The 24,052-nt window shown below is 65.6% G+C and carries 25 protein-coding genes; 16 read left to right on the forward strand and 9 right to left on the reverse strand.

The genetic code is table 11. The features are described from left to right. Nucleotides 1–28: 28 nt before the first annotated feature. The 4 genes from ACG10_RS11435 to ACG10_RS11455 all read left to right on the forward strand — a co-directional run bounded on the left by ACG10_RS11435 (nt 29) and on the right by ACG10_RS11455 (nt 2,857). Complete coding sequence (locus ACG10_RS11435; RefSeq protein ID WP_039803783.1) at nt 29–349, forward strand: DUF5629 family protein; 321 nt, start codon at nt 29–31, stop codon at nt 347–349. Nucleotides 350–463: 114 nt separating this feature from the next. Next, nucleotides 464–1,390 (forward strand): restriction endonuclease, encoded by a 927-nt coding sequence (locus ACG10_RS11440; RefSeq protein WP_089169862.1) that lies wholly within the window; start codon nt 464–466, stop codon nt 1,388–1,390. Between the two features lie 117 nt (nt 1,391–1,507). Then, nucleotides 1,508–2,029, forward strand: coding sequence for a L,D-transpeptidase family protein (locus ACG10_RS11445; protein ID WP_089168304.1), 522 nt, complete (start codon nt 1,508–1,510; stop codon nt 2,027–2,029). A gap of 405 nt (nt 2,030–2,434) precedes the next feature. Then, nucleotides 2,435–2,857 carry a hypothetical protein gene (locus ACG10_RS11455; protein ID WP_157731436.1) on the forward strand — a complete coding sequence of 141 codons (423 nt, stop codon included), beginning with the start codon at nt 2,435–2,437 and terminating at the stop codon, nt 2,855–2,857. A gap of 279 nt (nt 2,858–3,136) precedes the next feature. Here the strand turns inward: ACG10_RS11455 and ACG10_RS23695 are convergent, their stop codons facing one another. Then, nucleotides 3,137–3,439: a hypothetical protein gene (locus tag ACG10_RS23695; protein ID WP_157731437.1), complete on the reverse strand. Its 303-nt coding sequence runs from the start codon at nt 3,437–3,439 to the stop codon at nt 3,137–3,139. Between the two features lie 622 nt (nt 3,440–4,061). Here ACG10_RS23695 and ACG10_RS11460 point away from each other — a divergent pair. From ACG10_RS11460 to ACG10_RS11470, 3 genes are all read left to right on the forward strand, one after another. Next, a complete protein-coding gene (locus ACG10_RS11460) occupies nt 4,062–4,433 on the forward strand; it encodes a VOC family protein (RefSeq protein ID WP_089168307.1) in 372 nt (123 codons plus the stop codon). Between the two features lie 366 nt (nt 4,434–4,799). Then, nucleotides 4,800–5,222, forward strand: a complete 423-nt coding sequence (locus ACG10_RS11465) for a thiol-disulfide oxidoreductase DCC family protein (protein WP_089168308.1) — start codon at nt 4,800–4,802, stop codon at nt 5,220–5,222. A gap of 121 nt (nt 5,223–5,343) precedes the next feature. Beyond that, nucleotides 5,344–6,315, forward strand: a complete 972-nt coding sequence (locus tag ACG10_RS11470; protein ID WP_198318931.1) for an alpha/beta hydrolase family esterase — start codon at nt 5,344–5,346, stop codon at nt 6,313–6,315. Nucleotides 6,316–6,527: 212 nt separating this feature from the next. Here ACG10_RS11470 and ACG10_RS11475 read toward each other — a convergent pair whose 3' ends face one another. After that, entirely contained in the window at nt 6,528–6,956 is a 429-nt protein-coding gene (locus ACG10_RS11475; protein ID WP_089168309.1) for an ArsC/Spx/MgsR family protein, read from the reverse strand. A 210-nt stretch (nt 6,957–7,166) separates the two neighbouring features. On the opposite strand from ACG10_RS11475, the gene ACG10_RS11480 reads away from it, so the two are divergent. The 9 genes from ACG10_RS11480 (at nt 7,167) to ACG10_RS11525 (ending at nt 15,868) form a co-directional block, all read left to right on the forward strand. Beyond that, the gene (locus tag ACG10_RS11480) at nt 7,167–7,931 is read left to right on the forward strand and encodes a YoaK family protein (protein ID WP_089168310.1); all 765 of its coding nucleotides are present in this window, start codon (nt 7,167–7,169) and stop codon (nt 7,929–7,931) included. A 153-nt stretch (nt 7,932–8,084) separates the two neighbouring features. Further along, nucleotides 8,085–8,942, forward strand: coding sequence for a 2-keto-4-pentenoate hydratase (locus ACG10_RS11485; RefSeq protein WP_198318932.1), 858 nt, complete (start codon nt 8,085–8,087; stop codon nt 8,940–8,942). 261 nt (nt 8,943–9,203) lie between these two features. Next, complete coding sequence (dbpA, locus tag ACG10_RS11490) at nt 9,204–10,589, forward strand: ATP-dependent RNA helicase DbpA (protein ID WP_089168311.1); 1,386 nt, start codon at nt 9,204–9,206, stop codon at nt 10,587–10,589. Between the two features lie 29 nt (nt 10,590–10,618). Next, a complete protein-coding gene (locus ACG10_RS11495; RefSeq protein ID WP_089168312.1) occupies nt 10,619–11,290 on the forward strand; it encodes a hypothetical protein in 672 nt (223 codons plus the stop codon). A 363-nt stretch (nt 11,291–11,653) separates the two neighbouring features. Continuing rightward, nucleotides 11,654–12,688, forward strand: coding sequence for an RNA methyltransferase (locus ACG10_RS11505; protein WP_089168313.1), 1,035 nt, complete (start codon nt 11,654–11,656; stop codon nt 12,686–12,688). Between the two features lie 100 nt (nt 12,689–12,788). Then, nucleotides 12,789–13,196, forward strand: a complete 408-nt coding sequence (locus ACG10_RS11510; RefSeq protein WP_089168314.1) for a VOC family protein — start codon at nt 12,789–12,791, stop codon at nt 13,194–13,196. Nucleotides 13,197–13,203: 7 nt separating this feature from the next. After that, nucleotides 13,204–13,668 carry a hypothetical protein gene (locus tag ACG10_RS11515; protein ID WP_089168315.1) on the forward strand — a complete coding sequence of 155 codons (465 nt, stop codon included), beginning with the start codon at nt 13,204–13,206 and terminating at the stop codon, nt 13,666–13,668. A 114-nt stretch (nt 13,669–13,782) separates the two neighbouring features. Continuing rightward, nucleotides 13,783–14,442, forward strand: coding sequence for a class I SAM-dependent methyltransferase (locus tag ACG10_RS11520; protein WP_089168316.1), 660 nt, complete (start codon nt 13,783–13,785; stop codon nt 14,440–14,442). A gap of 112 nt (nt 14,443–14,554) precedes the next feature. Further along, nucleotides 14,555–15,868, forward strand: coding sequence for an IS4 family transposase (locus tag ACG10_RS11525; RefSeq protein WP_089169864.1), 1,314 nt, complete (start codon nt 14,555–14,557; stop codon nt 15,866–15,868). Nucleotides 15,869–16,147: 279 nt separating this feature from the next. Here the strand turns inward: ACG10_RS11525 and ACG10_RS11530 are convergent, their stop codons facing one another. The 7 genes from ACG10_RS11530 to ACG10_RS11565 all read right to left on the reverse strand — a co-directional run bounded on the left by ACG10_RS11530 (nt 16,148) and on the right by ACG10_RS11565 (nt 23,980). Continuing rightward, a complete protein-coding gene (locus tag ACG10_RS11530; RefSeq protein WP_089168317.1) occupies nt 16,148–16,642 on the reverse strand; it encodes a DUF2147 domain-containing protein in 495 nt (164 codons plus the stop codon). Nucleotide 16,643: 1 nt separating this feature from the next. Further along, complete coding sequence (locus ACG10_RS11535; RefSeq protein ID WP_089168318.1) at nt 16,644–18,011, reverse strand: ACP S-malonyltransferase; 1,368 nt, start codon at nt 18,009–18,011, stop codon at nt 16,644–16,646. Nucleotides 18,012–18,087: 76 nt separating this feature from the next. Continuing rightward, complete coding sequence (locus tag ACG10_RS11540) at nt 18,088–19,443, reverse strand: glycosyltransferase family 4 protein (RefSeq protein WP_089168319.1); 1,356 nt, start codon at nt 19,441–19,443, stop codon at nt 18,088–18,090. A gap of 71 nt (nt 19,444–19,514) precedes the next feature. After that, a complete protein-coding gene (locus ACG10_RS11545; protein WP_089168320.1) occupies nt 19,515–20,747 on the reverse strand; it encodes a hypothetical protein in 1,233 nt (410 codons plus the stop codon). Between the two features lie 172 nt (nt 20,748–20,919). Further along, nucleotides 20,920–21,939 carry an outer membrane lipoprotein-sorting protein gene (locus ACG10_RS11555; protein WP_089168321.1) on the reverse strand — a complete coding sequence of 340 codons (1,020 nt, stop codon included), beginning with the start codon at nt 21,937–21,939 and terminating at the stop codon, nt 20,920–20,922. 41 nt (nt 21,940–21,980) lie between these two features. Continuing rightward, complete coding sequence (locus ACG10_RS11560; protein WP_089168322.1) at nt 21,981–23,231, reverse strand: ABC transporter permease; 1,251 nt, start codon at nt 23,229–23,231, stop codon at nt 21,981–21,983. Beyond that, nucleotides 23,228–23,980: an ABC transporter ATP-binding protein gene (locus ACG10_RS11565; protein ID WP_039803748.1), complete on the reverse strand. Its 753-nt coding sequence runs from the start codon at nt 23,978–23,980 to the stop codon at nt 23,228–23,230. The genes ACG10_RS11560 and ACG10_RS11565 overlap by 4 nt, the downstream gene beginning before the upstream one ends. Nucleotides 23,981–24,052 lie beyond the last annotated feature (72 nt).

Genomic DNA, 24,052 nt, shown 5'->3' on the forward strand with positions numbered 1-24,052 from the left:
CGGTGCCCGTACCGCGCCAGGAGTCCCTATGACCGACACGCCCTATCTGCTCGACCAGCTGGAAACCGCCGACATGCTGGAGATCGACGGCCTCCACGCCAGCGACTTCAGCCTCGACGACGCCCTGCTGGACGAAGCCGACGCAGCCGCCAAGGCCGACCAGCCCTTCGCCAGCGAAGGCATCGTACTGCGCATCGAAGCCCTCGACGGCCGCGAGCGCCGCCACTGGCAGTTCAGCTACAACCAGGTGATGGAAGCCGCCTACCAGCCCGCCGACGACAGCTGGCAACTGGAAGGTGGCCACCGGCTGAAATGCTTCGCCGCCATCGGTGCCGAGGGGGACGACTGAACGGCAACCTTGCGCCGGCGTTCGTCGTGGCAACCCATCGGCCGGAGAACAGGGCGAACCAAGGACAATATCCGACCACCTCCTTGGGAAAGCACAATGTTTTTGGAAACACAGATGTCCTTACCCACCTACGACCAGTTCATCGAACCCATCCTGCGTTTCTTGGCCGCTAATTCAGAGGGCGCACCGACGCGAGAGGTCCATGAGGCAGCAGCCAAGGCCCTGCAACTCACTGAAGAACAGCGCCAAGCGCTGATTTCCAGCGGCCAAGCGATTTACAAGAACCGTGCGGGCTGGGCCCATGACCGTCTCAAGCGCGCCGGGCTTTCCAGCAGCACCAAGCGGGGTCACTGGCAGCTGACCGATCTGGGCTTCACTTATGCCGCAAAGCATCCGTCACCGCTTTCGGATGCCGAAGTTGAGCGCCTGGCCATGGGGTTCAACAACGTGAAGTTGAAGGTCGCCAACGATGCCGCACCTCTGGAAGTGGAACAGGAAATCACGCCTTCCGCTGCCTCCGCGACGGCGAGCCCCGATGATCGTCTGGAACAGGCGCTCAAGGAACTGCGCGATGCGGTAGCCGCTGACCTGCTGGACAACCTGCTGCAGGTGTCACCCGGGCGCTTCGAGATCATTGTCCTCGATGTCCTGCACAGCCTCGGCTACGGTGCTAGTCGCAGTGACCTGCAGCGTGTGGGCGGCTCGGGAGATGGCGGCATCGACGGTGTCATCTCCTTGGACAAGCTTGGACTGGAGAAGGTCTACGTGCAGGCCAAACGCTGGCAGGGCACCGTCGGCAGTCCGGAGCTGCAGGCCTTCTATGGCGCACTGGCCGGCCAGAAGGCTAAGCGCGGCGTATTCATCACGACTTCTGGCTTTACTACTAAAGCCATCGATTTCGCCAGATCGGTCGAAGGCATCGTACTGGTCGATGGGATGAAACTGGTCCAGTTAATGATGGACCATGAGGTTGGCGTTACCTCGCGTCTCATCAAGCTCCCCAAGCTCGATAGCGATTACTTCGATGAGGAGGCCGGATAAGAAACCCAGCCTGAAGCCTCAACTTGAATTCGTACGGCTTCTCCATGCAGCCAATGAAACTACTACGCGAACTCTCCGCAAGCTGCATAAATAACCATCGCAACGTCAGGGACTGACATGAAAGTCTGGCTGCTCGCTTCGATCATCACGGTTGGCTCGATTACCGTAGTACTGGCTTGGACCAATCGTCATGAAAACCCTCTGCCAGCGGATGCCCGGGCGGAACTCGTGGTAGTCAACAAAGCGCAGCGACTGCTCACGCTGTATGACAATGGCCAACCGCTAAAAAGCTATCCCATTGCATTGGGCCGCAATCCCGTCGGCGCCAAGGAATACGAGGGCGACAAGAGAACGCCCGAAGGAAGCTATCGGATCGACTACCGCAAAGCCAATAGCGGCTACTACCGCGCCTTGCATATTTCCTATCCGAATGCAGCCGATACCGAGGCCGCACGAAAAAAGGGACTGTCTGCCGGCGGCGCCATCATGATCCATGGACAACGCAATGGCTTCGGCTGGATTGGCAAGCTACATCGGCTGTCCGATTGGACCTTGGGCTGCATCGCCGTCACCAATCGGGAAATGGCCGAACTCTGGAGAGCCGTGCCGGACGGAACGCCTATCGAGCTAAAGCCCTGAGACCATTCTCGGATCCACTATCCGGCTCACGCCAAGTAATCGTTATCAAGCTGATCGGTCCTTGGTTGCCGGCAGCCTTGTTTTTTGTACTGGGAATGCAGTTAGTCTGGTTCGGCTTTCGTGCCTGGCATGGGCGCTGAGGCCCTTGTTTCTGCTGGCTTACAAGCTGTTCACTCTGGCCCGACTGCACACTGGCTTTGCGACGAAGGACCCGCTGACAGGCCTCGTTGCGCTAGATCGCCCGGCTCTCAAGGCCTACCTTGTGATGACGATTGCGCCATTTGAACGCCAGGTTATCCCGCGATATGGCGATGCAGTGGTCTGGCACGATCAGTGATGAAGTTTTGGAAGAGTCCGTTTTCGAGCGGACTCATGACAAGTTCTGACCTGTTCGGAGAGCGCTCCATGCACTCACTCGCCATCGACGAAACCAGCTCCGCCATCGAGGTAGACCCTCGCAACCTGTATCACCCCGGTGATATCGAGATCACGCCGAACGCCCGCTATCGCTTCGCAGCCAGCGGCAAATGGAAGGACAGCTGGATCACCTGCGGTCCGGAGGGCTGGTGGGGCTGGCTGCTGCAGAAGAGAAATCGCCTGCCTGGGCGGCGGGTGTTTTTACTGTGTGGTGTCGTGGGAAAGGACGAAAAGCGTGCGTTCCCGATCGGCTCGGCGTGCGAGTGGAGTGCACCACCCGAAGTCGCCGAATGGTCTGACCGCCAGCTCTACTTCTTCGCCAACGACTGGCCGGGCAAATACGGCAACAACCATCCCCTTGGGCCGGAAAAGGGTGGGCCGCTTCGCGTAGTAGTCACGCGGCTCTCCTGACATCTCGAAACAACAGCTCCCCGCGATCCCTGGCGAGGTGTGCTCCAGAACTGGCCCCCGGCTGGGCAGAACGTTGATGGCCCGTGCGATGAGGCCCATTGATGGCAGGCCTTTCACATGGACTGAACGGCTTTTGCGTACAAACGGAGATCAGCTGTAATCTTGAAGGACAAGGACTCGGCGGAAAGCTAACCGCATGAGAAGCCGAGCGCCACACGGCGGTGCGAGGACCTGGCCAGACCAACGGGAGGGCGAACTCGATGCGCCGGTTATGCGCCACTAATTCCGCTGATTTTCCACACTGCACATATAACCTTGTGGACCGGTAACAATTGTAGTTCTTCCGTCAATACCTTTGTCGAGCAATAGCTTGATAGCTCCACTGTCATATATGATCATTGTCACAACATCGACACTACCAAATGATTTCCAGTTTGCTTCCTTGTATGCACAGCTAACTTGACAACCAGGCAACTTGCATTCTATTTTTTCTTCCGTGTAGTTGCCTGCCGCATACGAAACACCGACGAGCATATTTGAAACAACACAAACCGCAACCCTGTTGAATATGTGTGCTTTCATTTCTCTCCCTGATTCACTTATCCATAACAAGACATGAGGTGAGTATCGCTCGCAGGCAGTACGAGTGTGCGCTTCAGCGAAAAGTTATCTGACGATACACACGCGATAATATTTTCCATACCGGACCTGCCCGACACTCTGCCGAGTGGGATAAAAACAGCGCTTGCGCGATAGCATTCCCGGTTCCCTCCCATAGTTCCCCTCACAAGACCTGCACCAGCCGCTGCCTGGCAGCCAATGCCGATTGACTGCCGAATTTTTTGATCGTTCCCAGGCTCCCGCGTGGCAGAAAAACGCGGGCCCCTTCGCGTGGCCATTACGTGGCTCTCCTGACATCCTGAAGACAACGGCTCCCTGCGATCCTTAGCGAGGTGCGTTCCAGAGCTGGCCCCCCCTGGGCGACAAGGCCCGGTAGAGGCTTTTGCAGGACAGTCCCGCCAATCCGGTAAATGGACTTGGCCAAATCCGCTGCAATGCGCTTGTATATCCCTTACCCCGCGAATGCCGCATCGCAGCCGGGGATGACCAGGCCGATATAGCTGCCCTGAAACAGACCCGCCGGAGAGGCTGAGCGAGCCGGGTGTCGAACCGCTCAATCTCATCGCATTCAGGAAAGACTCCCATGAACAACAATCCCGTTGGCTGGTTCGAAATCTACGTCCAGGACATGGACCGTGCGAAGGCGTTCTACGAGAGCGTATTCGACCTGCAACTGATGAGGCTCGACAGCCCGGACATGGAAATATGGGCCTTTCCGATGCAGGCAGATCGCTATGGCGCGCCCGGGGCATTGGTTCGGATGCCTGGCTTTCCTTCTGGCGCGAACAGTGTGCTGGTCTACTTCAGTTGCGCGGACTGCGCGATAGAAGCCGCGAAGGCGGCAAACTCCGGCGGCAAGGTGGAAAAGGAGAAATTCTCCATCGGCGAATATGGCCACATCGCCCTGGTCAGGGATACCGAAGGCACCATGATCGGCCTGCATTCGATGCAGTGACCGGCACGCGTGTGGCTCGATGATGCGCAGACGCTGCGCTCAGAACAACGGAACGATCTCGGCGCCGCCGCGTAAAATCGGGTGGACCAGAATCCTGTAGCTGTCGGCGTCGAAGTGGAGGGGTTGCCTGGCGGGCGCCCTCCGAGCCTCCTCCAGGCTGGCGTAGCTCCCGAGGAAATGCCCCTGGTTGACCACATGGCAGTCCTGGAGCGCCTCGTTTCGCTCATGCAGGCCACAGGCCCCGGATATGGCCAGCAGTTTCGCAGGGTGGAAAATGGCCGCAGGTCTTTTCCACCCTGCTTGAAGCCACCGCCCTTGCGGAACGGACCGCAGAGAAGCTTTTTGTGAGTTCCATGAGGCCGCGCAATGAAGACACCCGATCTGCCGCTGACGCTGTACGTCGACATGGCCTGCCCGCTGTGCGCCCGCGAGATCCACTGGCTGCGCCGGCATGCCGATCCGGCGCGGCTGGTGCTGGTCGACATCAGCAGCAAAGCCTTCGACCCCGCGCCGCTGGGACGCAGCCTGGAAGCGTTGCAGCAATGCCTGCACGCCCGCAGCGCCAGAGGCGAGTGGCTCACCGGCATCGATGCCACCCTCTGGAGCTGGCGGGCCGCGGGGGTCGGGGGCTGGGTTGCGCCGCTCGGCTGGCGGCCGTTGCGGCCTGTGTTTCGCCTGGTCTACCGGCTGTTTACCCTGGCCCGCCCGCATCTCGCCTGGCTGCCGCACCCCGACGGCGGCCGGCGCTGCAAGGAGGTCTGTCCGGGCGATGAGCGCGGCAGGCGTTGAATGCGGCATCCCGGCATGGCCAGCAGGACGAAGGCGCCCTCGCCAGGCTCCCCGCACATGTGCTCATCCGGCGAATACTCCGGCGAGATCGCGCCGCACATCTACAGCCTGGGAAGCATCCTTGAAACAGCCAGCGCCCTACTCCCTCGCCATGCTTGCCTGTATCGTCAGCCTCCTGGCGATGCCTGGCTTCGCGCAGGGCGATGAGTCAACCCGCTTGTCGTTGCGGGAGCGCTGGATGCAGCGGCAGTCGGACGACTCCGCGACCGATGCCCCGCTCACCCAGCCGGGCGACTTCACCTTCACCCTTCGCCATGACGGACTGCTCAGGACCTATCGCCTTCACGTGCCCGCCAGCTACAGCGCGGCCCGGCCCACGCCGCTGCTGGTGGCGCTGCACGGGGGCGGCGGCAGCATGGACCATCAGGTGGACGATGCCCGCTACGGACTGATCGGCAAGTCCGAACGGGAAGGCTTCATCCTGGTGTTCCCCAATGGCTTCAGCCGGCTGAGGAGCGGCAAGCTGGCCACCTGGAACGCCGGTGAGTGCTGCGGGGCCGCCCGCGACCGGCAGGTCGACGATGTCGGCTTCATCCGCCAAGTGGTGGCCAAGGTCGCCCGCCAGATGACTATCGACCGCCACCGCATCTACGCCGCGGGCATGTCGAACGGCGGGATGATGGCCTACCGTCTGGCCTGCGAGATGGCCGACGTGTTCCGGGCGGTCGCCTCGGTAGCCGGGTGCGCCGCTGCACGCCGGCGAGGCCCGTTTCCGTCCTGCACATCCATGCGAGGAACGACACCCATGTGCTGTTCGACGGAGGGGCCGGCGAGGTGTTCCGGGACCCGTCGCTGGTCACGGATTTCACCTCCGTGCCGGCGACCGTCTCGACCTGGGCAGGACTCGACGGCTGCCCGGCGAGGCCGCGTCGGGTTCTGGACAGACCCGACGCCTATTGCGAGCGCTATTCGCCGTGCCGGGGCGGCAGCGAAGTCCAGCTGTGCGTCACCGCGACGGGCGGCCATTCCTGGCCCGGCGGCAACAAGAGACGCGGCGAGCCGGCATCCCGGGCGATTTCCGCCACGGATCTGATGTGGGACTTCTTCAGCCGCCATTGAGCATGGAGCGCCCGGGCGACATGGACGCTCCAGCCAGTCCGGCAGACAGACATGGCCAACTGATCGCTGCGCCTACGGACGCTTCGCGCGGCGCTCCCGACGCAGGTTGACCCCAGGCCATCGGGTGCCCACGCAGGAGCGTGGCCACCCTCCGACAGGGACATCGACGCAACAACGTGGACGCGCTCAGTGCGAGGAACACCTGTCCGTCTTGAGACAGCTGTTGATGGTCTCGGGCACCGGCATGTCCACCTCCAGCAGCGCGTTCAGGCGCGGGATGTCGAAGCCGCAGATGCGGGTTTCGCCCACTTCCAGCAGCGGCCGCTTGATCAGCAGCGGCTCGGCGAGCATCTTGCCGATCAGCTCGTCGCGGCTCAAAGCCGCGACATCCAGCTCGCCGGATTTGATCTTCGGCGCGGCGCTATTGACCATGGCGTCCTTCTCCAGCCCGGCGAAGAAGGCCTCCAGCTGTTCGCGGGTCCAGGGGGTGCTCAGCAGATCCCTGACCTCCAGTTCGACACCATGCTCCTGGAGCAGGGTTTTCTGGCGGCGGTTGCCGCCACAGCCGGGTTTTTCGTAGAAGACAACGGTCTTTGCAGCAGCTTGAGCAGTCATGGCGATCCTTTCGGCGATCGGACGGATTGATGTCCGGGATCTTAACCAAGGTCACCGGGGCGGTCAGCTGGTTTCGGGGGCGCGCAGGACGGGGCAAGCGCCACGATCCACATCGCCACTCCACCATCCGCTAGGATCGCGGCCGCGACCCGGGACGTATAATCCGCGCCCTTCTACCTCGCCAGTCCGGACGGACGGAGTCAGCGGAGCATGCCGATCAACTATGCGCGACGCCTGACCGATCGCAAGCGTACCAAGCGCGCCAACCGGCAGCTGGGGCTGTCGCTGGCCTTCGTGGCCGGGGCGGCCAACGCCGGCGGCTTTCTCGCCGTGCAGCAGTACACCTCGCACATGACCGGCATCGCCTCCTCGATGGCCGGCAACCTGGCGCTCGGCAGCACCGAGCTGGCGCTTGGCGGGCTCGGCGGCCTGCTGTCGTTCATCGCCGGAGCCATCACCTCCACCCTGCTGGTCAACTTCTCCCGCCGGCGCCGCCTGCACGGCCAGTACGCCCTGCCGCTGCTGCTCGAAGCCCTCCTGCTGCTGTGCTTCGGCGTGCTCGGCACACGGCTGATGGAGATTCCCGGCTTCTACATACCGCTGACGGTGATGCTGCTGTGCTTCATCATGGGCCTGCAGAACGCCATCATCACCAAGATCTCCAATGCCGAGATCCGCACCACCCACATCACCGGGATGGTCACCGACATCGGCATCGAACTGGGCAAGCTGATCTACGTGAACCGCAGCGCGTTCCCGGATCAGGAGCCGGTGCGCGCCAACCGCGAGCGCCTGCGCATCAACGCCCTGCTGGTCGGCTGCTTCCTCGTCGGCAGCGCCATCGGCGCCTTCGGCTTCAGCCACTTCGGCTTCCTCTCCACCGTGCCGCTGGCCGCACTGCTGATGCTCCTCGCCGCGCTGCCGATCCTCGACGACCTACGGCTGAGCTGGTGGCTATGGCGGCGGAGCCGGTAGCCGCCGGGCTGGAGGGGGCGGGGCCGGGAACCCCGCAGGAGAGAAAACGCCGCGGGCCGTTCCACTCCGAACGCGGCAGGCGCACCGTCCGCAGCCCTTGGGTTTCCCTGCGCGAAATGCCAACCTTGGCCCTTCTCTCCACCGGAACGCCCCATGCCCCAAACACGCTGGATGCCACTGCTGGCCGGCTGGGCCTGCGCGCTGGGCGCGGCGACGGCGCAGGCCGCCTGCCCCTCCGAGCCCGAAGCCGCCCGTCTCGTGGCGCTCTACATGGAGCGGCAGGTGCTGGAGAACCCGCCGCCGCTGACCCTCGCCGAGGCCGAATGCGGACGCGACCGGGTGGTGACGCTGCTCGGCCGGCAGATGGGCCGGGTGGTGGGCTACAAGGCGGGGCTCACCAACCCGGCGGTACAGAAGCGCTTCAACCACGACCAGCCGGTGCGCGGCACGCTGCTCGCGGACATGCTGCTGTCCGACGGCGCCGAAGTGCCGGCACGCTTCGGCGCGCAGCCGCGCCTCGAGGCGGACCTGCTGGTGCGCGTCGGGAGTCCGGAGATCCACTCGGCGACCACGCCCGAGCAGGCGATGCAGTACATCGACGCGCTGATCCCCTTCATCGAACTGCCCGACCTGCTGGTGCGGGACCCCGGCACGCTGAACGGCGCGACGATCACCTACATCAACGTCGGCGCGCGCCTGGGCGTGATGGGCGAGCCCCTGCCGGCCTCGCCGGAGCTGACCGCGCAACTGGCCGGGATGACCGTGCGGGTGCTCGACGGCGAGGGTCGCGAACTCGACCGCGGACGCGGCAGCGACGTGATGGGCCACCCGCTCGCGGCGGCGATCTGGCTCGCCCGAGACCTGGCCCGCAGCGGCGTCCGCCTGCAGGCCGGCGACCTGCTGAGCCTCGGCTCGTTCTCCAGGCCCCTGGTCCCGCAGGCCGGCCAGCAGGTGCGGGTGGTGTACGAAGGGCTGGACGGTGCGCCGTCGGTCGGCGTGAGCTTCCGCTGAGAACGCAGACTCAGGCGCCGGCGACGGGCCGGGCACACGCCGCCGCCCCTGGCGCGTAATCGGGAAAATCCATCCTGCTCCGGCGCGTGCCGTTCCGGCTGCGAATGTCCGTCAGCCAGAAACCCCTGGTCGACCTGCAGAGATCCATCGGCGCGACGGCAGGACAGTGAGCCCCCGCTCGCGAACGCTTCGGCGGACTGCGGGGCCGGCCCCCGTCTCCTGTTAGACTGCGTGCCATTTCCGCTCTTTCAGGCCCGTCCCGTGACCACCATCGCCTTCTCCGCCCTGCCCCTTTCCACCGCCATGCTGGCCAACCTCGATGCCCTCGGCTACGCGGCGATGACGCCGATCCAGGCGCAGAGCCTGCCGGTCATCCTCAAGGGCCAGGACCTCATCGCCCAGGCCAAGACCGGCAGCGGCAAGACCGCGGCCTTCGGCATCGGCCTGCTGGAGCCGCTCAATCCGCGCTGGTTCGGCTGCCAGGCACTGGTGCTCTGCCCGACCCGCGAACTGGCCGACCAGGTCGCCAAGGAGCTCCGCCGGCTGGCCCGCGCCGCCGACAACATCAAGATCCTCACCCTCTGCGGCGGCGTGTCCTTCGGCCCGCAGATCGGCTCGCTGGAGCACGGCGCCCACGTCATCGTCGGCACTCCCGGTCGCATCCAGGAGCACCTGAAAAAGGGCACCCTGAAGCTCGACGGGCTCAACACCCTGGTCCTCGACGAAGCCGACCGCATGCTCGACATGGGCTTCTACGACAGCATCGCCGAGATCATCGGGCAGACGCCAAACAAGCGGCAGACCCTGCTGTTCTCGGCCACCTACCCGACCGGCATCAAGCAGCTCTCCGCGACCTTCATGCGCGACCCGCAGCAGGTCAAGGCCGAGGCGCTGCACGACGACAGCCAGATCGAGCAGCGCTTCTACGAGATCGCTCCCGAGCAGCGCATGGACGCCGTGGTGAAGCTGCTCGCCTGCTACCGCCCGGAATCCTCGGTGGCGTTCTGCTTCACCAAGCAGCAGTGCCAGGAACTGGTCGAGCACCTGAACCGCCAGGGCATTTCCGCCATGGCGCTGAACGGCGACCTGGAGCAGCGCGATCGCGACCAGGTGCTGGCGATGTTCGCCAACCGCAGCCTGTCGGTGCTGGTCGCCACCGACGTCGCTGCCCGCGGCCTCGACATCGACGCCCTCGATCTGGTGATCAACGTCGAACTGGCGCGCGACTCGGAAACCCACATCCACCGGGTCGGCCGCACCGGCCGCGCCGGCAAGAAGGGCATCGCGGTGAGCCTGGTCGCGCCGCCCGAAGCGCACCGCGCCCAGGCCATCGAAACCCTGCAGAAAGCCCCGCTGAACTGGCACCCGCTGAACAGCCTCAAGGCGCAGACCGGCGAGCCGCTGCAACCGCCGATGGTGACCCTGTGCATCGCCGCCGGGCGCAAGGACAAGCTGCGCCCCGGCGACATCCTCGGCGCGCTGACCGGCGAGGCCGGCATCCCCGGCGCCCAGGTCGGCAAGATCGCCATCTTCGACTTCCAGGCCTTCGTCGCCGTCGAGCGCGGCGTCGCCCGCCAGGCGCTGAAACGCCTCGACGAGGGCAAGATCAAGGGGCGCTCGTTCAAGGTGCGCATCCTGCGGGCGTAGCCGGCAGGTCGTTTGTGGAAGGTGAACACATGCCGGCTGCCGCTCGCCGCCTTGCCCTGCTGGCCCTCGGATGCCTGCTCGTCACCGGCTGCGCGGGATTCCGGGGTGGCTGGGAGAGCGTCGCCTACCTCGGCGACACGCCGCCGGCCCTTCCGGAGTCGCCGTCCTTCTTCGAGGAAACGCAGAACCCTCCTGCGCTGGAGCTTCCCGGCCTGCGTCTGCAGGTGACGCTCGACAACCAGCTGCGCACCTACGACACGCAGCTGTACCTGTTCGTCCTCCCGCTCTACATCGACCCGCGCGAGCGCTACTGGAAGAACCACAGCCCCGGGAAAACCCGCGTGTTCATCACGGTGACGCCCACGGAGCCCGGCTTCGTGTTCCGCCCGTCACAGGCGGTGCTCCAGATTGGGAATCGACGCTTCGGTGGCGTCGCCGGATTCGACTTCGACCGCTGGGACCAGCAGGGCATGCGCGTCAGGGAAGGCGGAAGCTGGGAGCATCGCCCCGTGGCAACGGAGCTGCATCTCGACCAGCCGGGACGCAGCTATCACCTGTCGATCGACTTCGACACCCCAGTGCCCTCGCCGGAGTCCCGCGAGATTCTGCTCGACCTGTCGCAGGCGCTCGGCTCGTCCCGGCATCCGGCGCTGCCGCCCATCCGCCTCGTGCCGATGCGCTGGCGGCGGAGCTATAGCTAAGCCAGGGTCTGTTGATGTTTTGGCGTGAGCCGCGTTGCCGCGCCAAATGCCGCCAGGCAAGGCGCGGGGCGCCGGCAATGGTCATTCCCTTGCCAGGCCCTGCAACGCCGCATGGCGGCATTTGCCGCGCAACCCGAAGGGACGGGGCCCGTTTGGCGCAGCACGGCGTCGCTCGTCGTTCATTTGGAATGACCAAACTTCTCTCCTCGTTCCTTGTTCTGTGCCAAACGGGCCGCCGTCGCGGCCCACGCCAAAACGTCAACAGACCCAAGCCTGGTTGCCCACAGCTCGCCCGCATCCGTGCCACTCTTCCCGTTGCCCCGACTGCCGCTCGCCTGTGCCCGGTGGTAGCATTCGCGCCCCATGAAAATCGCCGACTTTCACCAACGCCTCGCCGACCTCGGTGCCAAACCCCGCCATATCGGGCGGATCGACCGTGCCTGGCTGCAGGGCTGGCCGCTGGACACCGGCACGCGCCACCAGCAGGCCCAGGACTTTCTGCCGCTCAGCGTGCGCGAAGCCATGCCGCAGCTGAGCGAGACGGTCGCCGGCCTGGCGCGACTGCGCTCGGAGCATCCGGCCGCCGACGGTTCGGCGCGCCTGCTGGTCGAGCTGGGCGACGGGCAAATGGTCGAGAGCGTGCTGCTGCCGCGCGACGGGCTCTGCGTGTCGAGCCAGGTCGGTTGCGCGGTGGGCTGCGTGTTCTGCATGACCGGCAAGAGCGGCCTCTTGCGCCAGCTCGGCAGCGCCGAAATCGTCGCCCAGGTGGCGCTGGCCCGGCGCTTCCGCCCGGTGAAGAAGGTGGTGTTCATGGGCATGGGCGAGCCGGCGCACAACCTCGACAACGTGCTGGAAGCCATCGAGCTGCTCGGCACTGCCGGCGGCATCGGCCACAAGAATCTGGTGTTCTCCACGGTGGGCGATCCGCGGGTGTTCGAGCGCCTGCCGCAAGGGCCGGTCAAGCCGGCGCTGGCCCTGTCCCTGCACAGCACCGACGCCGAACGGCGTCACTGGCTGCTGCCGCACGCCCCGCGCATCGACCCGCAGGAGCTGGTCGAACTGGGCGAGGACTATGCGCGGCAGACCGGCCATCCGATCCAGTACCAGTGGACGCTGCTCGAGGGCATCAACGACAGCCAGGAGGAAATGGACGGCATCCTGCGCCTGCTCAAGGGCAAGTACGCGGTGATGAATCTGATTCCCTACAACAGCCTGGAAGCCGACGACTACCGGCGCCCCGGCGGCGAGCGGATCGTCGCGCTGGTGCGCTACCTGCACAGCCGCGGCGTGCTGACCAAGGTGCGCAACTCGGCGGGACAGGATATCGACGGCGGCTGCGGACAGCTGCGCGCGCGGGCCGAGCAGGCGGCAAGGAGCCGGCCGCCACGCCTGCGCTGAGCTTCCAACGCGCCAGGGACTGTCTCCCTTCGCCTGGACAGCCTCGCCACGGCCCCGATACTGTCGGGACAGGATCTGCCCTCAACCCTGGAGGCCCGCCATGTTCCGCATCCTCGGAATCGACCATCTGGTACTGCGCGTCGTCGACCTGGAGAAGATGCTGCGCTTCTACTGCGAGGCGCTGGGCTGCAGCGTCGAGCGCCGCCGGGATGACATCGGCCTGGTCCAGTTGCGCGCCGGGAGCGCGCTGATCGATCTGGTTCCCGTCGACGGCCAGCTGGGCAGCGCCGGCGGCGCCGCCCCGGGCAAGGAAGGACGCAATCTCGATCATTTCTGCCTGCGCATCGAGCCGTTCGACGAGGCGCTGATCCGTGCCCGGCTCGAAACCCACGGCATCGCGACCGGCGCCGTGGAGTCGCGCTACGGGGCCGAAGGGATGGGGCCCTCCCTCTACCTCACCGACCCGGAAGGCAATGTCGTCGAACTCAAGGGGCCAGCGGCCGCCTGAGCCTTTCATGACGAGCGACGCGGACCTCCTCGCGCGGATCGACGCCGCCTTCGCCGACGTCGGCAAGCCCGAGCACTTCACCGACTACCGGCACTGCTGCGAGTGCGCCGAGCACGACGAGACGCTGCGCAGCCATGACCGGAACAGCCTGGAACTGCGCCACGTCGGCAATCCGGGCCGGGACCCGCTGTGCTTTGCATCGCCCCAGGGCCAGGCCTACTACCTGCCCGTGCTGGTCCGCTTCGCCCTCGCTCCGCCAAGCCGCGAATACGGCTGGTATGCCGATCAGTTGCTGTTCCACCTTTCTTCGGGCGGGGCCTGGAACCAGCTGTATTGCTACTGCACGTCCGAACAGCGGCGCGCCGTTGCTGCGCTGCTGGCGCATCTGGTCGAGACCCGCACCGAGGCGTTCGACGGCTTTCCCGAAGAGGACAGGCTGCTCCAGGCCTATGCGCTCTGGTCGGCCGCCTGACCTCCCCAGCGACGCCTCGCCCCTGTCCCGCGCCGGCGGTTACACTGCGTGCCCTGCCCGGGATCGAGGAAAAGCCCCGGGCCTCGCCAGGCAGTACAGAGAGACAACCCAGTCATGATGGTTACCCAGAAACAGGTGGAGGCCGGCCAAGCCGTCTACACCCGGCGGATGCTCGCGCTCTACGACTTCGTGGTGCTCGGCGTCTCCAACCCCTTCATCTGGAAGTGCCCCACCCGCCGCCTCGAGGAACACTATGCGCGCCACCTCAGCGCCAATCATCTGGATGTCGGGGTGGGCACCGGGTATTTCCTCGACCGCTGCCGCTTTCCCGCGGACACACCCCGGGTGGCTCTGATGGATCTGAACCCGGACACCCTGGCGTTCGCCGCCCAGCGCATCGTCCGCCATGCGCCGAAGACTTACCGGCGCAATGTGCTGGAGCCGATCGCCTTCGCCGGCGAAGGCTTCGACTCGGTCGGCGTCAACTACCTGCTGCACTGCCTGCCGGGTTCCCTCGCCGAGAAGGCCGTGGTCTTCGATCACCTCAAGGCGCTGATGAACCCCGGCGCCGTGATCTTCGGCAGCACCCTGCTGCAGGGCAGCGTCCCGCGCAGCACCCTGGCGCGGGGTCTGATGGCCGCGTACAACCGCAAGGGAATTTTTTCCAACCGGGAGGACGATCTGGAAACCCTGCAGCACGAGCTTGGCCAGCGCTTTCGCGAGGTCTCGGTCGAGGTGCTGGGCTGCGCCGCGCTGTTCTCGGGGCGGGCTTAGGGGCAGCCCTTTCAAGGTGTTTGCGTAAACTCTCCCGAGGATCAAGCGGGAGGGTAAGACGATGTGGGATGCAGTTCTGGCGCGCTTCGAGAGGCAGGCACCGGCCAGCGTCATGGCACGTCTGGCGCTGGAACGGGCGATGCCGGCCGCCTGGATCGACGAAGTGTTCGAGACTCACCGGCAACGCCAGTATCCCCGCGAGCTGCTGTTTTCCACGGTGGTCGAGCTGATGTCGCTGGTTTCCCTGGGATTGCGCCCTTCGCTGCATGCCGCCGCGCGCCAGATGGACCACCTGCCCGTATCGCTGGCGGCGCTGTACGACAAGGTCAGGCGTACCGAGCCGCCCTTGCTGCGGGCCTTGGTCCAGGGCAGCGCCCAGCGCCTGGAGCCGGTCGTCTCGGCCTTGGGCACAGCGCCCTGCCTGCCCGGCTGGCAGGTGCGCATCATCGACGGCAATCATCTGCCGGCCTCGGAGAAACGCCTGGCGCCGCTGCGCAACCAGCGCGCCGCCGCTCTGCCGGGGCATTCGCTGGTGGTCTACGACCCCGACCTCGACCTGGTGACCGATCTGGCGGTCTGCGAGGACGCCTATGAAAGCGAACGCACCGGCGTCCTGCCGCTACTGGACAGTGCCCGGCCGGGACAGCTGTGGATGGCCGACCGGCATTTCTGCACCCGCACGATTCTCCAGTCGCTCCAGCAGGGCCGGGCCGATTTCATCGTGCGCCAGGATGCCAGGCATCCGCGCATCGTTCACGAGGGACCCTGGCACGACCGAGGCAGGGTGGAAACCGGGCAGGTGCTTGAGCAGGACATCCGGCTGGACGAGGGCCAGGCGCCCTGGCGCCGCATCGAGCTGCGTCTGGATCGGCCGACGGAGTCGGGCGAGTCCGTGCTCTGGCTCTGGAGCAACCTGCCGGCCCGGATCGGCGCGCAGCAGATTGCCGACCTGTACCGTCGGCGCTGGCGTATCGAGGGGATGTTCCAGCGCCTGGAGTCGGTCTTGCAGAGCGAGATCCGCCGCCTGGGCCATCCCCGGGCAGCGTTGCTGGGGTTTGCCGTGGCGGTGCTGGCCTGCAACCTCCTGGCGGTGCTCAAGCACAGTGTCGAACAGGCCCATCGCGAACAGCTTCCCGAGGGCTGGGAGGCGTCCCCCTACCACCTGGCAGTCCAGGTCAGAAGCCGTTACGAGGGGATGCTCGTCGCACTGCCGGTGGAGCACTGGCCCACGTGGGCCGACGGTTCGGCCAGCACACTGGCGCAGCGCCTGCTGGAGTTGGCACGGCACATCAAGCCCGGCCAGGTGGCCACCAGCAAGCGTGGCCCCAAGGTGAAGAAGACCCGGGAGTGGGTCGATAGCGCCGCAGCCCGCGCTCATGTCTCTACGGCCCGTGTAATCGAGGCCTCGAAAGGTAAGAGACCTTGAAAGGGCTGGGGCTTAGGGGCTGTTGATGTTTTGGCGTGAGCCGCGTTGCCGCGTCAAATGCCGCCAAGCAAGGCGCGGGGCGCCGGCAATGGTCATTCCCTTGCCAAGACCCGCAACGCCGCATGGCGGCATTTGCCGCGCAACCCGCAGGGACGGGGCCCGTCTGGCGCAGCACGGCGTCTCTCCTCGCTCATTTGGAATGACCAAACTTCTCTCGTCGTTCCTTGTTCTGCGCCAGACGGGCCGCCGTCGCGGCCTACGCCAAAATATCAACAGCCCCTAAGGCGCGGCCTGATCCACCCGGTACCAGGTGCGCGTTTCGCCGAGCAGCGGAGTGCCGATGAAGCCCCGTACCTGCAGTTGCTTCCCGCCCTTCTGCAGGGTCAGGCGGCAGTCGTACACCTTGCCGCTGTCGGGATCGAGGATCTCCCCGCCCCCGTAGACCTCGCCCCGCTTCTTCACCCCGCTGAGGATGGTCATGCCGAGCAGCGGCCTGCCGCGGCGCTCGCCCTCGCACTTGTCGCAGTAGTGCGATTCGGCATTCGGTCCGCGCAGGCCCTTTTCGATGGTGCCCTGATATTCGTCGCCCCGCTCGGCGATGCGGACCAGCGCGCGCGGCTCGCCGGTCCGTTCGTCGCGGATCATCCACAGTCCGATCAGCGGGTCGCTCGCCGTGGCGCTGGCGGCGCCGCTGGCGGCCAGCAGCATCACCAGGGCGCAGCAGACGCACAGCCGCCGCACGGCCGCATGGGAGTTGCCCTCCCTGGCGTTCATTTCAGCGCCCCCCGGCGATGGCCCGAACGGCCGGGTGCGGGCGGTCCAGCCGCTCGCGCAGGGCGGCCAGCTCGCGGCGGATGGCATCGCCGCGATAGTGCAGGAAGGCGCCGGTCTCGCCGCCGACCAGAACCTCCAGATAGGGCTCGGCGGCCGCGATCCCCTCGTCGCAATAGGTCTTGAGGGTCAGCAGGCTGTCGTCATCCTCCTCGATCTCGGTTTCCACCACCCGCTTGAGGCCCAGTTCCTGAACCAGTATGCCCAGCCCCACGCTGTCCTCGTCGGCGACGCCCTGGTGCAGGGGCAGATGCAGGGAGAAGTGCCGCTCGTCCACCCATACCGGCTCCAGCGGGGAGGCGCTGCGCAGCAGCTCCAGGGTGCGCGCCGCCTGCTCCAGGCTCTCCTGGTTGATGGCCGGCATGTACAGGCCGCGGCGGCCGGAGCCGGCGTAGGCCTTGCGCATGATGCCTTCGAGGTTGGGCTTGCGGCCCGCCGGCGAATGCACCCGCCCCGGATGGTCGCGACCGATGCCGCCGCCGAACTCGATGACCAGGTTCACCCCGTCGTCGATCGCCCGCTGCAGGCCGCTCATCCACTTCACCGGGTGGAACATCTGGAAGAACAGCGCGGCGCGCACCTGCTCCGGGTCGTCGGCGTGATAGTCGCCGGTATAGTTGGACAGGACCTTCAGCGCCGGGGCGCTCAGGGCGACGGCGTCGAGGTGGGGACGGTAGTGCTCCGCGGCGCCGATCATCAGGTAGGTGTGGTAGGCGCCCTCGGTCTTCAGGTAGCGCCCGGCCCTGGCCCGGCCGAAGCGGGCGACGACGTCCGCCATGAGCGCTTCCAGGTCGCTCTCGAAGCCGCAGACCACGGTCTGGTCGGGCAGGTTGCAGCCACCGATGCCGCAGTAGCGCGCCTCGGCAAGCGGCTTGATGGAGTCGAGGTCGAGGCGGAAGGCGGCCATCTGCCCGCGACCGAACTCCGACATCAGCCGGCCGCGCATGCGGATCAGCCGCAGCGCATCCTCGAACTGCAGGGCGCCGGCGGCGACCAGCGCGGAATACTCGCCCAGGCTGTGCCCGGCCAGCACGCTCGGCGCCCATGTCCCGCCGGTCAGGTCGCGGAACGCCGCGAGGCAGGCCATGGAATGGGTGAGCAGCGCGATCTGGGTGAATTCGGTGCTGTTGAGCCGTTCTTCCGGCCCCTGGAAGGACAGTTCCGCCACGTCGAAGCCCATCGCCTGGCTCGCTCGCTCGTAGAGATCGCGCACGCAGGAAAAGTGCCGGTGGATGTCGCTCCCCATGCCGACGTACTGCGAGCCTTGCCCGGGGAACACGAACATGATGTTGGGACTGGAAACCTGGCTCATGGAAAAACTCCCTGTATGGATCGAGCACCGGGCATCGCCGCCCGGACCGTCAAACACGCGGGGACGCCCGCGCGCGTCATGCCACCTGGGTAATGGCGCCATCCGGCAACGGGCGCCCCCTCCGGTCGGTAATTCCCAGGTGTTGCAGCACACGGTCGGTCATGCGATCGGCCGTGAAGCGCTCCGCCAGCGGGCGGGCATTCCCTGCCAGCTCGCGGTGGAGTGTCGCGTTCGTCAGCAGCCTCTCCAGCTGCCGGGCCAGGTCGCCGCTGTCCCAGGCGGCGAAGGTCAAGCCCCCGGCCCGCTCGCCGTCACGCATCACTTCGGTGACGCCGCCGTAGTCGGGCACCAGCACCGGCGTGCCATGGCTCATCGCCTCGGCCACCACCAGGCCGAAGGCCTCCCGATTCACCGAGGGATAGACCACGCAGTGGCTGTGGGCGAACAGCGTGTCGCGGATCTCGCGGGGGACCGCCCCGGCCTGGTGTATCGGCAGACCGAGATGGTCGGCGAGATCGGCGATGACCTTCTTGCAGGATTCGCCCTTGGCGGTGGCGCCGCAGACCACCAGTTGCAGCGGGACACCGCGCGCCTTCAGCAGCCGGGCGGCATAGAGCAGCAGGTCGATGCCCTTCTCGGCCTCCTGGCGGCCGAAGTAGGTGACGATGGGGATGTCCTCCCGCAGCCTGGGGAAGAGCTTCCTGAGCCCCGCCCGCAGCAGCTGGGCCGACGGGGCGGGCAGTTCGATGCCGTTGTAGAGCACGCACATGCGCTCCCGGGAAACCTTCAGCTCGACGGCGATCCGCTCGAGGTAGTCGTGGCTGACCAGCAGGGCCGGCCAGCGCGAGCCGGCGACGGCCTCGTTGAGGCGGCTGCGGTAGGTCTCGAACAGGCCGCTCCGCCGGGCATAGTCGGCGAACTGCTCGTCCCCCTGGAAGGTCAGCGCGTAGTCGAAATCGAGTCCGCCCTGGCGCTTGGCGGCCAGGGCGAGCATGCCGAGGGAGGCGAAGCTCATCATCAGATGGCTGACCCCGTCCCGGGCGATGAAGCGGCGCAGGCGGCGGACCAGGCCGGCATCGGAGTCCGGCGCCGCATGCAGCGAACAGATGAGGTGGGTGAGCATGCGGTCGACGAAGCCGTTGAGGCTCTGGGTGACGCGCACCCGCAGCTTCAGCGGGAGCAGGAAGGCGGCCGAGCCGACCACCTGGTCCATGAACGCCGAGGGTCGCCGGAACTGGTAGCGCGTGCCGTGGCAGAGCAGCCGGTGTTCGATCCCCGGATCGGCCAGTTCGGGATTCCACTCCATCATCCAGTAGACCAGCACCTTGTAGCCGCGTCGGTGCAGGATAGTGGCGAGAGTCAGGTCACGAATCGTGGAGCCCAGGTAGGACCCACTGCCAATGGTGACGAACGCAAAAGTCGGCTTGCTCATGCGGCCTCCAGTCCATGGGAGGATGGCAACGGACGAGATCGCGCCCGTTGCCTCCCCTGCTCGGTGAACGCTCAGAACGTGTAGCTAACGCCGGTAAACACCGAGTAGCGCAACAGCGTCCCGAACTCGTCGTCGTCGCCCCCGGTGAAGATGTTGCCCGTGAAATAGGCCTGGACGTGGTTGGTCAGGTCGTATTCGAGAATGCCGGTGAAACGCTGGGACTCGTCGTCCAGGTTCCTCAGGTAACGGATGTTGTATTCCAGATCCTGGATCGAGGTGTTGTCGGTGACCTGGACCATCGCGTAGCTCTGCCGGTGGAGAACGTTCCGGCTTTCGAACTGGCCGGTCAGGACGCACCCGATCATGGGCTCGTCGTCGCAGCCGTTGTTGTCGCGCAGGTACTCGACGTTGACGGTCGGACCGATCTCGAGGGTATAGGAGGCGCCGAACTGGTAGCCGGTCTTGCCCTCGTGCTTGACGTTGCCCTCGGTATAGAGAAGCAGCGCATCCGAGGCGTTCCAGCCGGCGAAGAAGCCGGTCTGGTGCTGGTCGCTTTCCCGGTAGGAGTGGATGATCGAGGCGTAGCCGGAGGAGCCGGTGTAGTCGAGCTTCACCGCGTAGATCTTCTCGAACTCCTCGTCCGAGAGCCGGCCGGTGCCCACCGAGGGCTGGCCCGTCATGTAGCCTTCGACGTCGTCCGAACGTCCCGGACCGTAGTTGTAGATCGTCGAGAGCGTCCAGTTTTCGTTGGGAATCCAGATCGCCCGGTAGTAGTCCAGGCCGGGAACCTCGACGCGCGGGTTGTTGCGCCCGTTGTCGCGGGTGAAGGGGTTGGACAGCGAGAGGATCACCGACGGGCCCCACTGCAGGTTCTCCCGCCCGTAGGAGAGAGTCAGCTCGTCGAAGGGCCGGTAGCGCACCCAGCCTTCGGTGAGGAACAGCTCCGAGCTGTCCTGGTCGTCGCCATCGCGCGGGCCGTCCTCCCATTTCTCCCAGATCGCCTCGGCGCGCGGCTTGAGGGCGAACTCCCAGTTGCGGAAGTTCAGGTTCAGGTCCGCCCGCGGGTTGAGCACCCACTGGTAGCGCGGTATCTCGGCGGCGTTGTCGGGGTTGAGGGTCGAGTCCTCTGTTTCCTGGACCAGGGTGTAGGCCATGAGATTGACGCGCGAATAGAAGCCGCTTGCCAGCTCATCGGCCAGGCTCATCCGCTCCTCGCCCAGCTCGGGAAGCTCGGCCGCACCCACCACACCTGCCTGGATTGCCATGCCCGCCAGAGGCAATACCAGTCCCAAACGATGCGCCATCCTTGCCATCTCTTCCATCCCTGTAATATCCGAAGTTGTCCATACTGCGTTGACTACCCTGAACGGGTTGTTGAGCCCAAAAGGGTAAGTATGGAGCGCTCCGTATTGCAGAGGCAATGCCGAGCCGGCCATCCGTGGCGTTCCTCTCATGCCGGAGCGCTCCATACCAGGCTCACTTCATGAACAAATTGATATTAAAGATGAAGTCCGGCAGCGGCGCGAGTTTTGGCTTGGTCATGCTCAGGGTGGTGACATCGCCGCTCATCAGCTCCTCGTAGATGGCGATCTCGGAGATGAAGGGGCGTGCCTCGCCATTGATCGTCACCGTGCTGCCGTACTGCATGTTGGCCGACTTGAAGCGCTTGCCCGACAGCGTGTAGTAGTCCGCCTTCACTCCCACCATGCGCTTCTTGTCCACCCAGTAGACGATCCGGTCGTAGGTGGTCTTCGAATTGCGTGCCTTGAGGTCGAAGACGTAGCACTCCACCCCATCCACGGTTTCGTCGGGCAGCCGCGTCGCATCGTAGTCCTCGGCGTAGTTGGTCGAGGCGACGTCGCCGTAGGAGGCCTGACCCATCAGCTTCTGGCGCAGCGAGATGGGGATCGGCTTGCTCAGGCCCGGCTTGTGGAACCACATGTTGTTGTCGAGCATGAGCAGCTTCTGCCCCTTGGACTTCGGCGGCGCGATGTTGAGCCCCGAGATGTTGAAGCCGCGCGCCTTGATGTCGTAGAGCATGCTGTCGGTGCGGCCCCTCTCGTTGGCTTCGATCGCCACGTTCCAGGCGATGCCCTGCAGGTTGCCGCGCGACTCGTCGGCCCGCTTGAGGATCTGGTAGGGATCCTCGGCGGAGCTGGCGAGCGGGGTCGGCGTGGAGGCCTTGGCCACCTGCGGAATCGCCTTGGCCTCAGGCTCGGGCTCGGTGCGTGCCGGCACGCTCGTCTGGGAAGACTGACTGGCGGGCGGGCTGGCGGCCTGGGAGGCCGCCGGGGCCTTCGACTCCACCGGCGCCGGCAGGGAAGTGGCTGCCCGCTCGGCGGGCTTGTCGTCATCGTCGCTGCCGAACAGCCGGCTGAAGAAGCCCCGGCCATCCTCCCCGGCAGTCTTCGCAGAGGGTGCAGTGTTCTCCGCGACGGCCAGGGTGCTGATCAGCAGTGCCAGACCGAATGCGGAAATGCGGGAAAGTCCGTTCATCTCTCAAAATCTCCGTCGGTTCGAAAACCTGTCCCAGCGGCTCATACATGTCCCAGAGCGCCGACGATTTCCATCCGCGCCGCCTTGCGTGCCGGAAGGCTCGCCGCCAGCAGGGACAGCACCAGCAAAGCCAGCATGCTCCAGAGCATTTCCTGGGGCACCAGGTAGACCTCCAGCGGAATGCGCCGGGTGATCTGCGGCGGAATCCAGGTCGGCTCCAGGGTGGCGATGCTCGACCACACGGCGAGGGTGAGCAGCACCCCGACCAGCGAGCCGAACAGGCCGAGCAGCATGCTTTCCAGGGCGAACAGCCCGACGATGCCGCGACGCTTCACGCCCAGGGCGCGCAGCGTGCCGATCTCCCGGGTGCGCTCCATGATCGCCATGCCCACGGTGTTGACCACACTCATCACCACGATGGTGAAGACGATCAGGAAGGCGAACAGGAAGATCACGTCGAACATGTTCTTGACCTTGGTGTAGAAGGTCGACAGCTCGTTCCAGGTCTTGATCTCGATATCCAGGCCGCGGGCGACCAGCTCGCTCTGCAGGGTCGCGCGCATCGACTCGGTGAGCAGGCCGTCATTGAGCAGGACGTTGATCCGGTCGACGCTGGTGGTGTCGTAGAGGTTCTGGGCGAACTCCAGGCTGACCAGCATCAGCTTGTCCTCCAGCGCCTCGACCGGCGAGTTGAAGGTCTGCAGCATCTGGCCATCGAGGGCGTTGATCTGCCCGTTCACGGTCGGCGCCATCACCACCACGGTATCGCCCTGCTTGAACCTGAGCTGGTCGGCCAGCCCCTGGCTCATGCCCAGGCCGTTGGGGGTTTCGTCGCTCATGGGCTCGCCGTCGAACAGCTGCATGTTGCCGACCTTGGTCCGCGAGCGGCTGCGGATGACATCGACCTTCGACGACACCCGCCCACTGGCGAGGAAGATGGTCGACACCTCGCCGTTGCTGACCAGGCCGGAAATGTTCAGCTCGGGGGTCGAGATGCGGATCTCCGGATGGGCCTGCAGCACCTCGTCGATCACCCGCACATCCTCCTCGTTGAGCAGGTAGCGCGTCGGGTCGAGCTTGCCCTCGTTGAGGAAGCCCTTCTTGAAGATCGACATGTGGCCGTTGCCCTGGATGTGGATGTAGGAGTCCTCCAGGCTGGTGAAGATGTAAGCGGTGAAACCGCCCAGGGCGTTGACCGCGGCGAAGCCGAGGCCGATCGCCATCACGGTGAACAGCGAGCGGCGGCCGTTGCGGAACAGGTTCCGCGTGGCGAGCTTGAACCAGGTGATCATGGACGTCCCCCTGCGATGCGGGTCTGTACGGCCGGGCGCGTCGGATGGCTGTCACTGCCGATCTCGCCGTCCTGCATCAGGACGCGGCGCTTGACGCTCTCCAGCAGGCGCTGGTCGTGGGTGGAAAAGACGAAGGCGGTGCCGTGGCTGGCGTTGATGTTCAACATCAGCTCGATGATCCGCCGGGCGTTGCCCGAGTCGAGGTTGGCGGTGGGTTCGTCGGCGATCACCAGGGCCGGGTCGGTGACCAGCGCCCGGGCGATGGCGACCCGCTGCTGCTGGCCGCCGGAGAGCTTGGCCGGGCGGTGGGCGACGTGCTTCTCGAGGCCCACCTCGGTCAGCCGCTCGAGCGCCCGCTCCCGGGCCACCGTGGACGAGGCGCCGGCGATCTGCAGCGGCAGCATGACGTTCTCCAGCGCCGAGAGCACCGGCACCAGGTTGAAGTTCTGGAAGACGAAGCCGATGGTCCGGTTGCGCAGCTCGCTGCGGGCGTTGTCCGACAGATCGTTGACCTCCTGGCCATTGATCAGCACGGTGCCCGAGGTGGGCGAGTCGAGCATCCCGATGAGGTTGCACAGGGTCGACTTGCCGGACCCGGACGGCCCCCAGATCGCGACGAACTCGCGCGCCTGGATGGTGATGTCGATGCCCTTGAGGGCGATCACCGGATTTTCGCCAATCTGGTAGTGCCTGGTGACTCGGCGCAGCTCGACGAGCGGGGCCGTTCCGATAGAGGTGATGGTATTCATGGTCGGGTTTCCTGATGCGTCCAATGCCTTGAAATCCCCTGCACTCCGCGAAACCGGGGCGTGACCGGGCTG

Source organism: Azotobacter chroococcum, assembly GCF_002220155.1.
Classification (GTDB): Bacteria; Pseudomonadota; Gammaproteobacteria; order Pseudomonadales; family Pseudomonadaceae; genus Azotobacter; species Azotobacter chroococcum.